Source organism: Cerasicoccus sp. TK19100 (assembly GCF_027257155.1).
Taxonomy (GTDB): Bacteria; Verrucomicrobiota; Verrucomicrobiia; order Opitutales; family Cerasicoccaceae; genus Cerasicoccus; species Cerasicoccus fimbriatus.
On record NZ_JAPWDU010000008.1, the window covers coordinates 114,947 to 131,913 of the forward strand.

General features: G+C 49.7%; 8 protein-coding genes. 1 reads left to right on the forward strand and 7 read right to left on the reverse strand.

Annotation, left to right across the window (positions count from 1 at the left end; genetic code table 11):
- Positions 1 to 63 precede the first annotated feature (63 nt).
- The 3 genes from O3S85_RS19080 to O3S85_RS19090 form a co-directional block, all read right to left on the reverse strand.
- Positions 64 to 1,215 carry a GntR family transcriptional regulator gene (locus O3S85_RS19080; RefSeq protein WP_269542595.1) on the reverse strand — a complete coding sequence of 384 codons (1,152 nt, stop codon included), beginning with the start codon at positions 1,213 to 1,215 and terminating at the stop codon, positions 64 to 66.
- A gap of 268 nt (positions 1,216 to 1,483) precedes the next feature.
- Positions 1,484 to 5,281, reverse strand: coding sequence for a hypothetical protein (locus O3S85_RS19085; protein WP_269542598.1), 3,798 nt, complete (start codon positions 5,279 to 5,281; stop codon positions 1,484 to 1,486).
- 237 nt (positions 5,282 to 5,518) lie between these two features.
- Entirely contained in the window at positions 5,519 to 7,921 is a 2,403-nt protein-coding gene (locus O3S85_RS19090) for a GDSL-type esterase/lipase family protein (protein WP_269542600.1), read from the reverse strand.
- A gap of 213 nt (positions 7,922 to 8,134) precedes the next feature.
- On the opposite strand from O3S85_RS19090, the gene O3S85_RS19095 reads away from it, so the two are divergent.
- Positions 8,135 to 8,815 (forward strand): PEP-CTERM sorting domain-containing protein, encoded by a 681-nt coding sequence (locus tag O3S85_RS19095; RefSeq protein ID WP_269542603.1) that lies wholly within the window; start codon positions 8,135 to 8,137, stop codon positions 8,813 to 8,815.
- A 410-nt stretch (positions 8,816 to 9,225) separates the two neighbouring features.
- On the opposite strand, the gene O3S85_RS19100 is transcribed toward O3S85_RS19095, so the two are convergent.
- The 4 genes from O3S85_RS19100 to O3S85_RS19115 all read right to left on the reverse strand — a co-directional run bounded on the left by O3S85_RS19100 (position 9,226) and on the right by O3S85_RS19115 (position 16,917).
- A complete protein-coding gene (locus O3S85_RS19100; RefSeq protein WP_269542606.1) occupies positions 9,226 to 10,407 on the reverse strand; it encodes a glycoside hydrolase family 130 protein in 1,182 nt (393 codons plus the stop codon).
- 140 nt (positions 10,408 to 10,547) lie between these two features.
- Positions 10,548 to 11,246, reverse strand: a complete 699-nt coding sequence (locus O3S85_RS19105) for a hypothetical protein (protein ID WP_269542610.1) — start codon at positions 11,244 to 11,246, stop codon at positions 10,548 to 10,550.
- A complete protein-coding gene (locus O3S85_RS19110; protein ID WP_269542613.1) occupies positions 11,222 to 14,743 on the reverse strand; it encodes a hypothetical protein in 3,522 nt (1,173 codons plus the stop codon). Before O3S85_RS19110 ends, O3S85_RS19105 begins: the two co-directional genes overlap by 25 nt.
- Before the next feature lie 62 nt (positions 14,744 to 14,805).
- Positions 14,806 to 16,917: a hypothetical protein gene (locus O3S85_RS19115; protein WP_269542616.1), complete on the reverse strand. Its 2,112-nt coding sequence runs from the start codon at positions 16,915 to 16,917 to the stop codon at positions 14,806 to 14,808.
- Positions 16,918 to 16,967 lie beyond the last annotated feature (50 nt).

Sequence of the window (16,967 nt, forward strand, 5' to 3'; positions counted from 1 at the left end):
AAACCGAACTCAGGTGTATTTGATCTGCCAGCAAATGAAGGGCTGGAGCGTCATCACCACGGATTAAGTCTCAACAGTCACAGCTTTCTTTGAAGACTCACGAATGACCAGGTGGCAGGGTAAGCGATTATTCCGGTGCTCGATCTCGACACCTTCCAGGAGCTTCACAATCAGTTCCACAGCGCGCGCGCCGCAACGACGCAAAGGTTGGTGCACACTAGTCAATGGCGGAGAAGAAACCGCCGCTTGAGGCAAATCATCAAAACCGACGATTGCCACATCTTCAGGCACGCGCCAGCCACGTTCTTTGCATCGTTTCATGGCGTTTAAAGCGATAATATCATGCAGGCAAATAATCGCCTCTGGCGGCTCACGCATCGCCATAAAGACATCAATTTCCTGAATACCCTGTTTCTCAGGCTCGCGCTTTCCAACCGTCAGGAAATACTCCGGTGGTAAATCCAAGCCATGTTCCTTCATCGCTTCAAGGAAGCCTGCCTCGCGCTCGCAGGCAACTTCAGTCGAAAGACACGTTAGGAATGCAATGCGTCGGTATCCTTGATCGATTAAATGATTGGTGAGGTCCACCATAGCCTCCTTATTCTGGCTCGAAACACTCACGTGTCCATCTTGCGAATAATCATCGACCAGCACAACTTTTTGCCCGGTCTGAATAAGGGCATTCACAATGCTCTTGGTGTGCTTATGAGTTTCAGAAGTTTGCAGCGGCACGACAAGTGTGCCCGCCACTCGGAGCTCATTTAAGCGTATTACCTGATCCATTGCCGTGCTCATTTCGTTTCTGGCATTCGCGAGGATCAACTGATAACCGAGGCGAGCCGCAGCGTCCTGAGCACCACGAATCATCAAATCATACGCACCTGAAACCCCTTCATGGTGTGAAACCAGCAAAGCGAGTAGCTTCTGCTGGGACTTGCTTCGCTCAATATTGACAAAGGTGCCTCGTCCGCGAAAACGGACCAGCAAACCCTCCTCAACCAAATCCGCGATCGCTTTGCGAACGGTTGTCCGGGACAAGTTCGTATCGCGGCATATCTCAAGCTCGGGCTTTAGCTGCTGGCTTTGCCCCACCTCACCACTCAGCACCATTCGCCTGATCATTGATTTTGCAGCTTGATAACGAGTGGAATCATCACACTGAACAAAATTTGACTGACGGATAAACTCTTCCTCTTGATAATCTGAACTGCTCATTGCTTTCGCGTTTTAATTGTCTATGCGTAAAAATGGACCTCGAAATTGCGTAAATATGTATCTTATAAAAACATAGCGAAGGCTGCAGTGTCAATCCTCCCCTCGGCTTAGTATCAGCACGCCACAAACTTAGCTGGTCGATTGTGCACTTAATGCTGATCCAAAGGTATATGCCGACTATCCACAGCGACGCTGATATCAATAAAAACTCCCGCAACCCTCATGATATGAGGATCGCAGGAGTTTGAAATCTCACTGAACCAATAACCTATTCCAAAACTAACTCCGCTCGACGCCAGGTATCAGCGCCCACAGGTAGTAGCAACTCACCCGCTGTATAAGTGAGTGTTTGTGTGCCATCCCGGCTGTGCAATTTCCAAACTTTTTCCCCGGTTGGCTCCTTCACACCTTGCAATGACAAAGACGGCCCAGGTAGATCATCGCCAGAACTATCGATGTAGGTCCGGCTCAAGAGCATGCGCTCGCTTTCGTCGAGATTTAGATTATCAGCCGTTACAAGCATGACCGTAGCAAAGCCCGACGTATTTCCAATCTGCAAGCACTGCAGGCCATCTGGAGCGTTTGAATCTAAAAAACCACTGAATACTTCTGCCTGATCCGCGGCTGCAGTGAGTTGTTCGCGGGTCAGGTCTTTGCGAATCTCTCCCGTATCCGAGACCAGCACATTCCCTGCTGGACTCGCCGCCATATAAGGCTCAGCAGCCTGAGATGATGGGACGCTCCCCAGTACACGGCGAATTTCATGCTTACTCTGCCAACCCGGCGCATAAGCCTCCAACTGATTCACTGTGCCATGATAACTCGAAGACCAAGCATTATCAGGCGAAGTAATTGTGATTGGCGCATCCGAACGCGCAAACAGCCCACGGCGGAAGATAGTTGCAGATGTAAGCATATGATCCAGCATAACCTCGTCGCAGATCAAGTCACCGAAGTCGCTCGTCTCTCGAGTTACATGGGGCCCATAGGCAGCCCCAACATTTCCGTATGAGGGACGTGTCTCAACGGAATGATTGCCATGATTATAGGCAAACCATGCAAGTCCAGACCATCCATGCAATGAGCCATAGGTAATAAATGATGCCGGCAATAAGCTACGAATAGGATCGTCAACATCCGCATATTGCCTCACCCACACATTGGGAGAGATTTCAATTCGATCCTCGCGCAAGCCAAGTTCGCCAATGAAGTATGGCTTACCATACACTGCCATTTTACCTGCCTTAACCAACCAATCTTCCACATTGCTAAAAATATTAGGATCTACATAGGCATGCTGCTCCATGTAATCATTCTCTTCGGCAAAAAGCTCAAATGGACGATTTCCACGCCATAAATTCGAGAAGATGACTGGCACCTCGTCATACCCCAAGCTATTGATAAAATCGTTCATCCGCTCACTGTAATCTGCGTCCAGTTTATTTAAGAAATCGGATCGCAATTCCTTATAGCTAGTCGTCTTGATACTCCCCGGACTGCTTTGCCCAACTGATAACGCGTAGCTTTCCCACTTCGCCTGCAACTTTGCTTGGAAGTAGTTCATTCCGTCATCATCGTACCAGTTCGGATTTACAAAAGTATACTCACTTGAAAATTCATTGGAGAGCTCGAACGCAATCACCTGATCATCGTCCCCATAGCGAAGTCCGGTATACGGGTTTACGCGACCAAGAAGATCTCTGCAGAATTCCTGATTCATCAGCTCAACCCGCTCATCAAAGACAGCCAAAGCCTTGCGCTGATCCATGCCTCCTTGCGTATTCAAGGTCGCAATATCTTGCCTCCAATCCTGATCATCCTGAGTGGACACCGATAATATACCTACATCATCGGGCCTGTATTGGCGAAGCCATATGTTGCTGAACATAACGTTGATCCCCCGCTCACGCAGCTTCGCATTCATGTAATCAAAACGATCCCACGCAATTTCGTTGGGCTCACGTGACTCGCCATCAGTTGCGGTTCCCTCATAGGCCGCCAGACTGATCGTGCTATGCAGCAAAGGATTGGAATGAGAATCAGACAACCCATCTTTCTGCCAATTCCAATCGTTGCTCCGGCGGAGCATATGATGCCAACGTACACAATTAACACCGAGCTCGACCAGGTGATCCGCAAAATCATCAGCGACATCGTGGCTGGGATAGAATGCAACCACATTCATCCCCCAGAACTTTACCGGCTGTTGCCCTTCATCGACATACTGATCGTCTGCTATCGACAATGGCGCGACTCCATGGCGACGGGCGAAACCGATGTTGCTCGTCGTGATCTCCATCGCGTTCAAGTAGGTGTATTGATTATTACCACCATCTGCAGTGATGCTCAATGAGAACTCACCCAATAAATTGGGCCGTATCGATGGAATCGTGGCAGAGCGGCTGGTGTTGCTGGAGGCGTTTAACGTGGTCGATTTAACCGTATCTCCCGCAAGTGTGTAGACAGCAGTGCGATTATCAGAAACCCCCGCTCTAGCTCCCACAAAGGTGAAGGAATAGTCTTTTTCGGGATCAAACCCGCTAAATTTGAACGTAGCCGTCACACTACTGCTCCACCAAAATCCGTCCTGGATTGCAGCGTCGGCAAAATCTGGCGACAAAGGTGCTTCGGGAGTTGTGCCACTAGTCAGTTGTCCTGCACTGCTTCCAGTCAATTGCACTGTCCAACCGGTATCAACGCCCGTGTAGAAATCGCCCAACGACACCTCAGGACCGCCAGTCGTTGCATCTGAGAAATTTGTCCACCCGTAATCTGTAGTTAAATTGGCTGTCGATCCAAAATCGATGCAAGCGTACTGATCAGACTCAACCTTGAGGGCACCAAGGTAAAACCAGTCGCCGCGCGAACTCCTATCTTCCTGAAACTCTAAACGAATCTTACCGAGATGGTCAGGGAACACTCCTGAAAGAACCGATATGACAGATGTATTATTCGCCGCATCCAATATCGCGGTAGTCTTTGCTTCACCATACGCAGTAACGTGCGTAGTCCGCGACGGATCCGTTGCATTACCAGTCATCCTTGAGGCCGAAAAAGTTAACGTGTAGGATTGGTCTGGATGTAGGCCAGATAATTCAATCACTGGCCGAGTTCCGTTATTCGCATAAAATGAGTCTTTCATTGCCTCAGCAGTAAAGTCGCCGTTTGCGGCATTGCTACCACTGCTATTGATTCCGTCAAATCCACTCTGGAAGCTGAGATCAACATGACTATCGACATGTGACGCGTAGTCGATCAGATCGTAATTTACGCCGATCGCACTAGTAGTGATATTATTCCAGCCAGCATCCGCGGTTGGATAACTGCTCGATCCAAAATCGATATACAGCGTGGTCAATTGCGGAACTTGGGGCGGCAACGAACTTCCAAGCGGAACAACATCTAAAAAGCTATCTCCGATACGTAGCTCATCCATCATCTGCTCATGAGCGCGAAAGCTAATATAGGCCTCAGAAATATTGACCAGTCCAGTGTTAGCACTGTCATTTAAACTGAAACCGCTGCCAGATGTTGGGACGGTCACACCATCAACAACTGGATTAATCCATAGCTCTCCAGCGCTCCCTAGCTTAAAACAATAAACCAGCAGAAACACATCCGCACCTACCGTCGAAAATTCGCCTCCGGGAATATTACCCAGAAATTTAGATGTATGGCTGCTGACATTGTTCCAGCTCTTACCTGCTCCATAATTCTGAACACTGCCCCATGCGTTACGCTGCAAGCGAATCCCGAATCCACATTCACTGCTAGAGCTGACTCCTCCGGGAGCCCTCAACAACATACTGACCCAAACTTCCGACTTCGCACTCAGGTCAATATCATTGAAATCAGCCAGCAAAGATCGCGTACCGCTTCCCCAACTCGTCGTTGAGCTAGCACAACCGCCATTCACTTGTAGACTGCCATAAGTCAAACCTGTGGGCAGATATAGTGCGTCATCATCTACAGACGCAGTACTCCAGTTTCCTGACGATGCCGCTGTTAGCTTATCCGGATCATTTCCGTACTCAAAACCTTCATAGTAGAGGAGGTCTGCCGTCATGCTTTGAAGGGTAATACACAAGCATACTAAGACACCCACAATTGATTTATTACAAATAATCATCGCAGTTTATTTTTGGGGGTTATGTTGTAGATATGCGCCTTCGCTCAGCTCCGGCGCAGTAGAAAATCAGACAAAAATACTTAAATAATTACTTCCCTTTTAAATATTATTTTCGTATATGAATATACTTTATATCTTATTTGATATTAAATATAAAAGTGAGTGATGCCGGTCTCATTCGAGAACAAACAACCGAATGAATCGCTGAGCGCCATCTGAGAGCTTAGTATTGTCTCGTGCACAATACCTGGTTGCCGAGTCCTCGATGACAGTTACGTGCGGTCCACCTTGGTTCCAGACAGACAGGTCACCACTTACTTGCGCTTCAAGCAAACCATGGGCACTTGGATTGCGAACCACATCGACCATCAAATAAATCGCATCCCCATCCTGGTGTAGCATAATGTCAGGCGCGGCCGAATGCGCAGAAGGATCTGTCCCAAGCTCGAACTCAATGATGTTTGCCGTGCCATCTCCATCCGGATCAGATTCGCCATCCGCATCTGCTCCAACCAGCCCATGGCGGGCCGCCCAAAAACCAAAATCACTGGCATAGGGCATCTGCTCATTAATTCTTAAAAAGCCGATATAGCCATAAGCTTGTTCAACGCCCTCGGCATCCAACGGTTCGACCAGGAGCGTTAATCCACCGAAGTCATCGACAACGATGTCGGACAAAGTCACGTAATCATCTACGTTATCACCTACATCGATGTAAACCGATTGACCTCCCACAGAGTAGCGCGTAATACGCGGCCCAACTCCACTGCGAGACGCAAACAGATCCATTTCGATGATGGCGGTAGGATCAAGTCCTTCAATCCGCAACGCCCCCACGCCCCCACCATTAACATAAAAAGCATCACTAGTGACTTCCTGCGGCGCGAGAATTGAGCCCTGTTTGCCCGCTGTAGTAATCCCCGAGAACGCATCGATTACCTCGACCGAAACTGCTGTCGGATGAGTCGTTCCATCACTAAGGACGACCACATCCAATCGAGAGCCAGCTGCCGTTTGGGATAGTGAATTCCAGTAATGGCCACCGGAATCAGCCACCGACGCCAATAAATCGGCCGAACCCAGATCCAGCAGCCAAGTCCGACTCAGCACCTCATTGGTCATTACCAACGCTGCCGGACTCGATATATAGGACTCCCCTTCTTCACCATAGATTCTTGCCTCATATTTTCCAGCATGACTGAGATCAACGGCATCCAAAACCAACTCAGCTGAAACTTCCCCGACTAGCTCAACGCCGTTATGATCCCAGCGGATTTGTGTGGCGAGGCCATCATACTCCACTGAAAAAGTGACGCGCTCCCCAACAAATGCCGCAACATCACGGGGGGATTTGATAATCCGCAAAGGTGGCACTTCACCTTCATAGACAATCCCCGCACCCATCCCAGCGAGGATTTCCTGAGACCAAGCGGCCCGCCCTCCGGTCCCCAAGTGGATTCCATCCGCCGAAAGCGTGTGCTGATTTTTCAGGAAATAATCATAGGCATCGACAATGGGCTTGTTTGCCACCGAATCAAACGCGCTGGGCACAAGCTCCTCAACCAATGGATCAACAATTTGCAGATTGTAAGGCAATGATCCATTACCTTCATTGATGCCACCAAGCACGGGAGGATCGTCCTTATAATCACGAAACGTAAGTCGCATCGGTATCGGTTGTATACCAGCATCTATCAGCGTCGTGTAGATGCGGCGCAAATTTGCCTCAATCTCCGCATTCGATTCAGAGCCCTCTACATATGGCCGATCGGCGCTAACGTCATTACCACCAAGATGCACAAAGGCATACTTTGCCCGCGGGTGAAGTGCAATTGCCTGCTCTAGTCGATTCGGCGACCCTTGTAACCATGAGTTACTGTAGGTGCCACTAATCCCCAGGTTAAATAGAACCGGGTCCCAAGTATCGCCGTACAGCTCCTGAACCCGCTCCTTGAACAGCCTCATATCAGTGCCCTGACTACTGATCGAAGCCCCGATCATCAGCCAGTAATCATCCCTCCCAAGCCTATCGTAGGCATGCAGCTCTAAATTACGTATATCCATTTTGCTTACGGAAGGATTCGCAGTAATCCTCAGACGAAGCCATGCCGAGCTTTCCATGACAGGCAGTTCTACTTTCTGGGCCCGCCAGATCATATTCTCATTTTGCTGCCAAAGGGTGATTGGCAAAGGGCTCCAGCTACCATCGACTCCGTCCTGAGAATCAGAAGACACTTCCGCCTCAACCAAGTAGTCTTTGATGGTTGCGGTAAAGGTCATGAAGCCGCCTTCTAACATCGCAGGAAGCTGCATCGTGCCAATCCACTCTTCGCCCCCCGCTATTCGAATACTTGCTGGTGTGAGACCTTCAAGCATCGCATCAGAAAAAGCACCCGCACTGTGCGTATCATATGCTGCTAGCGGCTTCACCCGCAGACCAGTTGCCGGAGCAGCTGGACTAGACGAAGCGTAGAAAAAGACACTGATAGCGACAACAGAGAGTCGTTGAAATATTCCCCGTTTCACAGGGAAACGCACTCTCTGCCTGATAAAAGCAAGGGGCCAGTTGAGATACATTCAACTTTATGTTCTTTTTAATTACATATTAGTCAAATAAAAAACAAAACCTTGGGTCAATCCGCTCCATCACAAACCTGCAAAGCATTCTACCGGTTAGTTGAGGCGATTTCATATTTGTATTTTTTTAATTCTTTTCTTGATTTCATCGGCGACCTTCGTTTCAATTCTCGAAAAATCTAACCCTAAACTCCTCACACCAAGTAAATACCCATGAAAACTCTCATCACTACTTGCATTGCTGTAGTCGGCCTTAATTGCAGCGCATTAGCTCAGGTCGTAATGGTAAACTTTAGCAGCACTAACAGCACCTCTCCCAGTGCACCCGGCGCCGAGTGGAATAACATCACCAATTTCACAACAGCCACTAGCGATGTTGCACTCATTGACTACACCACAGGCCTTGATACTGGCTTCAGCCTGTCCATTACAGATTCTTTTAAAGACATCGGCGGACAGTCTTTTGCGGCCTATGGCAACTTCACTTCCCAGTCCCTCAGCAGCTACTTCTACGGCGACTCAGCGGATCCGAACGCAGCTATCGAAATCACTGGCCTCGACCCAAATACCAAATACACTTTTGATCTTGTAGCTGCACGCGATACGACTACCAACAGAACCACTGAGTATACACTCACCGGCGATTCAGTCACTATCGTTACCAATGCCGCAGGCACGCCCTTTTCAACCGCAAACATTGCGACTGCCAGCGCCATCTCACCCGATGCCACTGGCAAGATTACGATCGACATAAAAGTTGCGAGCGACTCTAGCAGCAGTTTCTTCTATTTGAACGCCATGCAAATCACAGCGATCCCTGAGCCCAGCACGTATGCATTGGCTGTCGGCGCTTTGGGACTGGGCATGGTAATGCTTCTCAAACGTCGCAAGTAGCCTTTCCCAGTAAAGCCTTTAACATACTGGTGGTGAACTTTGTAAAGCGGGTGGATGCGAAAGCGTCCACCCGCTTTTGCGTTCAATACAACAGTGCACGCAACGTGAGCCCTCGAAGCGTCGAACCACCAGCGCCCATCGAACACTTGAATGCAGCGCTCACAAGCCAGTAACAGAGGGCACTTAATGAATCTTCACGACGCGCGCGATGCACATGCACCATAGCCGCCGCATCTGCCTTCATTGACGGCAAGAAAACCACACAGTACGATAGCGCCCGCCACAATACCCAGCGGTAAATCCCGTGGCCCGAAAGTCCATTAATTCAACTAAGCTGAAGAGTATCTTCTATTGAATAGCAGCGGATCCGACTCTGGAATATGTATTCCCTCAGCGACTATAAAAAAGCCTTACGATCCTGGCTGGGCGTCAATTAACGAAATACGCTGCGCCACACATTCAGCCGAATAAAAAGGGTCTTCTGGCGTGTTAACACAGTAGTCTACGAGCCGATCAATAGTGCTGTAGGCCACATGCGTTCGCGTATCACCGGAAGCATAATAAATTAGAACGGAGTCATCAGCCTGCTTCACCCATCCGTTTGCAAATGTTATATTACACAAATCGCCTACACGTTCGTCTTCCCAAGCTGCGATGAAGTGCCCTGCGGGAGAATGAATCACCTTCCATGGCTCGACCAGGTCGGTCATAAAAATATAGAGCACATAACGTAAGCCAGTCGCCGTATTTCGGACGCCGTGCGCAAGGTGCAGCCAGCCCTTTGATGTTTTGATTGGCGCAGGCCCTTGCCCATTCTTGACTTCCTTAACAGTATGATAAACGCGTCTCTCCATCACACGCTCATCGTGTATGACTGCAGCGCACATGGAGTCGCAAAAACCATAGCCAATGCCACCACCAGATCCTGCATCAATAAAGCCATCCTGTGGACGTGTGTAGAGCATGTATCGCCCATCAATAAACTCAGGGTGTAGCACGACATTCCGTTGTTGAGGAGAAGGCGTGACCAGATCTGGCAATCGCTCCCAATGTTCCAAGTCTTTAGTCCGAACGATACCGCATTGCGCTTCCGCCATGGACGTATCCCCTTCTGGAGCATTGGGGTCCTTTCGCTCAGTGCAAAACAGCCCATAAACCCAGCCATCTTCATGCTTCACCAAACGCATATCATAGACATTGGTGTCCAATCTTTCGGCGCTCGGTATGACGAGAGGCTTCTGACGGAATACGAAGCCATCAATTCCCGTTTCGGATTCCGCTAAAGCAAAGAAAGATTTTCTGTCATTCCCCTCCATCCGAACAGCCAACACAATTTTGCCATTACACAAAATCGCGCCCGCATTGAATGCGGCGTTCACCCCCTGACGCTCCAAAAGAAAAGGATTGCGCGACTGATCGAAATCATAACGCCATTCCAGTGGAGCGTGATCTGCGGTGACCACCGGATTCAGGAAGCGAAGATACACTCCATTGTCCCAACGCTCATCCACCGAGTTACGGCGTTTCAGCAAATTCTCATGCTTAGAGCGCAAGCGTGCAGCCCTTGTTTCGAATGACTCAACTTTAAACATAGTAATTTTTAATCGATGAATTCACTTACTTATTCCCCAAACGCAGACACACATTGTTAACAGGAAAAACACCGTGCGCATATTCGCGCCCAAGGCATGTCTGTCCCATCTAAAGACTAATACAATGTGCGCATCTCAATCTACTCATCGACTGCAGGCTGATAATCTGCCACCGAGAATATCTCAACCCGCTCTCGACGCCGCAGGCTTTCGACAATGAAGATCAAATAGCGCACGTTGGATTCTTGCGGCCACTGGCTATTATAGATGTCTTGCAACTTCTCGTTACGGATAGCGAGGATCTGTAGCTGAACGTTCTGATTCGGTTCAATATCCGGTGAAACCTTCTCACTGGTTTTCGGATCTAGGCGAAATTTGCGTTCTCCATATACTACGCCGAGAGTGCGGTCGGTTAGGTTAAAATACCACGAACTTCCGTATGGAAAGCCCTCCAATGAAACATCCATCGCATAGATTCGAATTTCACCAGTAGACGGCTGCTGGGTAAAGAGCAACAGCCACTCCTTAACATCACCACTAAGCTCTACCGAATCGATGATCTCCGGTTCTGCGCCTGCGACTTCCGCAGGCCGGTAGAAAGTCAAAGTCGACGGCCCAAGATAGGCATATTCTTTTGACCAAAAAGACTGCGGCACAGTGATCTCAACCGGTTCGCCAACTGAATTATAGAACAATCCCTGGGGACTGCTTTGATAACCAAGCGTACGAAATTTTATTTGTATGTTCTCGTTCGCATTTTCAGCAGCAGCCTTGAGGCAACCACAACCAATAAATATACCGAATAGAAAAACGGTTAGACTTCGTCTGAGCTGAGCCATCGTAATGAAATGATTTTATACCTGCGACCATATCCATCGCCCGGCCGTTGTGGTTTAAAGTAGTCCAATTGAGTCGGATCCGACCCGCTCGGTTCCACTGCCCCGGGAACGCGCTGAACGATGACCTCCAGCCAAGCCTCAGCTAGGGTATTCATTGAAATGTCGAGAGATTCTCCATATGCCCGGATCCGAAAAGTGTCAGACCTCACCGTCAACATACTCCCCAGAGCCAACAGCAAATCTCCTTGCGTCAAGTAGCCCGGCATACCGTTGGCCAACTTCTGCATATTACCATCACTCGTTTCTAGATTGGTCCAATCCAGATAATCCAGCCGGGTATTGATTCCTGACTCAACCGAGAAATCAGGATGGGTATTCACTGGATCTTCGGCATCCAACTCAGTAGCCCAAATCGCAGCCTGCAACGGCCCCGCCAGCCCGGTTTCATCTGTTGCCAGCGAGCGATTCACAAAATCCCCAAGCGACAAGAATGGGCCACGCGCTTTCACCTGCTCAACAATATTGCCAGCCAATGCACGGATCTGGGCATCGGACAAACGCGAAAATCCCCGCCATGCGTCGAGGCTCGATCCATTGGGCAAAGTAAACTTTCCAAAAGGCGCACCTGCTTCATCATCAGTGGACAATGTAACTTCAGGCCCATCTAAATAATGGATCACAGAATCCCGGAGCCCCCCCAGCACAACCGCCCAGGCATCCACCGACGTTGAGTTCACATTAAAAGCGCCATCATTCATTAAATTAGCCGCAGACCAATCGTAGGCATCAGCCCGCAGCTTCCCATCATTATCCAGGAGGCGCGCCTGTATCTGATTAAGCCCTTCCCCATCGTTCGTATGGAGACGCACCTGGGGATTCAACAAAGTTTCTGTCCCCGATAGCAGCCCCGGGAGTTGCTCCTCCAGCGACTTCTCCTCATCAAACACATCTACCTCCTGGTCGCAAAGCGTTGAGAAAAAATAGCCATCCCAAAGCTCACGGTTTAGCAAATAGCTATAATCCGGATAATAAACATCATAGAAAGTCCCATTATCGCCACGGTCATGCTCAACCGCGCCCATCAGACTATCTCGAGCGATCATCGGCGATGCAAATGAATTGCCAACCGGATGCATCGCATCGCCTCCACGCAATCCCACATTAGCATGCATTAGCTGGCCGATGGAAGACAAGGGAGCCGTAGGCACTTCATACAAAGTCACGAACGATTCACCACTTGCATTATCTGGCCCCCAGTAACCATGATTATCCGGCCCAATCGCAACCGCGCCTGGCAATGCAGACAGCGGCTCCAACTCACGTTTCCACCCGGATGCATTGCCAGTGTGAACGCGTCTCTTCGGAAAAGGAAAGGCACTCGTTTGCCCACGCGGATTAACATGGCCTGGCATCGCCAACGCATCGACATCCGAGTTCGGCATAAGGTAGCAATCGAATCTCGCAAAGGGGCGCTTCGTTCCGATGTCCGCAAAAAGAAATTTTCCGCCGCCAATTGGCGCATCAACCCAATCCTGAGGCTCCCAACTCGACGGAACCAACTTATCATAAAACTTGTAACTCCATAACCTTGGCTGCGATGAATCACTTTTGGACGAGTTCCAGCGCTTATCCCAATCGGTTATCAAGTAGCCGCTGACACTCATCCAGTAGAGGTCCATAATCCTTAGGCTAAATTCTTGATCCATTTTTCCGGTGATCCCCGTCGGAATGGCGACACCACCTTGATAATTCCAACCCTCTAAGGCCTCGATACCGTGCTCATTCCCACTGTCCGAGCCAGTATTTCCATAATCGATTTCGGAATACATCACAGGGCTGGAGTTCCCAAGGGAATAGACACGCAACTCTCCGGGAGCCAGCGTGTCGACATCACCCCCGTTGCCAATAATGAAGCTCTGCCCTTGCCCGGTGAACCAGTTGCTCACGGAACTGTCGGTCAAGTGCTCAAGGCGCACTTTGTCAAAATCAGTTCCGGTTCCGAGACCTCGAATCTCAACGGGATCCTTTGTATGAAATGCGAACTGCAACGGATAGGTATACTTCCCTGTCGCCATTCTCACCTTAATACCAAGAAACTCTAAGGATACGTTGTAGGGATTCCACAGCGTCACAACCGGATCCCAAATAACATCGACCGCATGCGTGTGATCAGACCCTGCCGGCAGGACATCCAAAGCGGAATCTACCGGCCGCACACGGATACTGTAAAGGTATTGAACATTGGTTACTATTGGCGATAGCGCCGCATCGGTCGCACGAAGCAATGGAGTGCCAATAACAGCCTCTTCCGTGTCCTTGCCCAATGGATCTTCGGTATAACTATAGCCCAAGTTCAATAAACTCGAAGTGGACTTGTCCGATGAATAGTTCGTCGGCAGTGGCAGATAGCCACGAGACCCGATCGAAGGAAGCCCCAAGCTTGAAAAATTTAAATCCTTGTATTGCCGGTAGTAGTTACGAAGGAGATGCCATGTGGGCCCATGGACGACATAATCGTCACCCTCTACCGAGAAAACATACGCCGCCTGATGATCCGCATACGGAATGTTCTCCTGCCCGGCAAAGAACGCGGATGAATTGAATTCAGCATCATCCATCTCAAATGCTAAACTGAGATCTTTCTTAAATCCACCATCCCGTACATTAGTAAACAAACCTGACGAATAGCCAGTCAGAGAGTGAAAATAGCCTGGGCTGACATTCGCAACGTTACTGTCGAGCAAGGCAAGGTCAGACAATTCAGACACAAAAGGAAGACGAGAGTCATTTACCGGAATATCTTGCATGCCGTCGATCATTCGCAAATCAGCAACCTGTCCCGCCGCCATAGCCTGCCACTTGGCAGGTGTATCTGTTGAAGGAGCTTCCGGTTCAGGTAAATTAATGCGCGCCTTGATCCCCTCATCGCCAACCCACCAGGCATAGCGTCCTACAGTCCTATCTTCGGCGTCATCAATGAGCACCTTGGGAACCACGACTACGTCGTCAGGCTTACCATTATTGTCGATATCTTTGCTGACATCGACACTCCCCGAACCGACCAACAGAACATCTGTTTTGCTTGTGCTGCGGCCATCCCCATCAACCGGTGTTTGGTATTTACGCGCTGCATCCACTTGCCCCGGGAACCCCGAGACCAGGAAGACCGGTGAGTCTGCAGCATTTGGCGAACGCGAATCATAAACAACCGTCCAGTTCCCATTTTCCAGCGGGACCTGATCATCGATAGCCGCCGCCGCGCTCACACGCTGGTCATCACCTGCGTATTTTTGTAGATTCCCCAACGCCATGTGCAGACCCAGCAGAGCATTTTGCTGCGCCTGCAATTGCTCCTTGGCATGAACCCCGCTGTTTAATTCAATCCGAACTAAGGTGGTCAGGCTTAGAATCAACATCAGGATAAAAGCCATCAGACTAATGGCCACAATTAACGCGAATCCTTCAGTCTTCTGTCTTTTCTGTTTTATGTGGGGCATGACTTTGGGGTATTACACTGGCTCGATTGATCGACCGTAAGCCATTAAATATTCATAAGCCTTTATTGTAAACGTAACTCACACTCAGCCCAATTCACCGCTGGCAGAGTCAGACTCCCATCAGCATTCTGAACGACCTTCACTTCCGTAGGTTCGGGATCTCCGACCCATCGAGTGACTTGCATTTGCCATGTGGTATGATCAGCGGGCTGCTTCATATCTCGAAGCGTAACCACATCTGCCAGCTCGCTATGATTGGCATCCAGCATCGTGCGGCTCATCAACAGATGCTGGCTCTCCCCCAAGGGCTTTCCATCCAGAGCCACGACGACAACTGTCATGAAGCGTCCTTCGCCTCCCAACTGTAAGCATCTCAAGCCTTCTGGATCAGCCGAATCGATATAGCCTGAAAATATCTCGGTCTGCTGAGCCGACACGCTCAACTGCATCCTTCGCATATCCTTAACGATCTCACCAGTGTCCGAGACCAATGGGTTCTTGGGATTCTCATGGAACCAAGGCGACATCGCCTGCGTTTCCGGCTCTGGACCATAGGCTTTTCGGATAGCATGAATGTTCTGCCATCCCTCCTTCACCTGGTTTTTGCCATGCATCAACCCCTGGTAATCACCGGCAGTAAGCGGATCATCAATCCACACGACCACCGGGTCCTCGCTGGGGCGGATCAAGCCGTTGCGAAAAACATACCCTAGCGAGCGCAAATGGTCCTGCATCATCATGTCACTCATCATCTCACCCAAATGGGCGTCGCGGTCTGGATTTTTCGACAAGCCATCCGGCCCCATGTTGCGGTCACCATGATTCCATGCAAACCAGACCAGGCCATCCCAATCATGCAACAAGCCATAGGATACCATCCCAACGAGGAGCATCGTACGGTAAGGCTTCTGTTGTTGGATATTGTCGCTTCCCTCAGCCTGATTCAGTTCACCGATAAAGAAGGGTTTCCCATACTGTGCGTTACGCGATACTTTATAAATTCCGTCTTCCAGGCGTTTCGCAATTCTAGGATCTGCATAGCTATGATTCTCAATCCAGTCGGCGTGCTCAAAATGCATTTCACCAACATTATCACCACGCCAAAGATTCGAGTAGGTAACCGGAACACTCGAGCCTGCCTCAGCGATTGCTGCTTTCATTCTAAGAAAATACTCCTCGTCCAGACTGCGCAAGAATCGTGCACGGACATCCTTGAGATTGCCTTTCACCTTATAAATGTCCTCTGGCTCATAGCCCTCATCCGCGCAAAAAGCCTCCCATTTTTGAATCATCTTGTTCTGGAAGTATTCTGGAAAACGGTTGCCGCAGATAATGGCATACTCGAGCGAAGACTCGTTCAGCACTTCCATGGTCAAAACCTGAGGATCTTCCGCATAGGTAAGACCCGTGTATGGATTCTTATGGCGGAGCAAATTCTGGATAAACTCAATCGAGAGCAGTGCGCTTCGCTCATCGATTACGGGAAGCGCCTTTCGGCTGTCCATTGCCTTCTTCCAATGCCAGTCATTCAATTCCTGCATGGCAGCTGACCACTCGGCCTCATCTGCAGCATCGGTTTCCCGAATAGAAACATCCCCCGGAAGAAAGTAGCGCGTGAAGTGAGTGGAAAATGCCAAATATATCCCCTTCTCACGAAGCTTAGCATTCAGGTAGTCAAAACGGTCCAACGCTTCCGAATCAAACTTGCGCGAAGTATCATCGTAGGTCAGCAGAGCACCTGCCTCCATGCCATAAATCCAATCCTTGCTCCTTCGCAAAACATGGTGCGGCCGTACCAAGTTTATCTCCCGCTCCGCCAACTCGTCGGCGATTGTGTTCGCCTGCTTATGGGTGGGAAACAACGCAACGAGATTGAGGCCCCAGAAACGAACAACCTCTCCCTGTGGATTGACAAAATGCCCATCTTCTATCGTCAACGGCTCAATCTCGTTGGAATCGTGCTCCTGAGCATCCTCAGGTGTCTGCGAAGACTTCGCCACGCTGTGGCTTGGTATCGCCGCACCGGCACCGGTAGCGCTACCGTTCGTGTCCACATTGGATGCTGCATGACCAGCCAGTGAACTGACGAGAAGCGCCAAAATGCTCAGAGCAAACACACGGGGATGAAGCTCGGGGTAACGATTTATAATCCCAAAGAAAACAGAATGGATCATCAACTGATAGTCCTCCAAAATTGTTGCCGCGTCAACACATATGTTTTGTA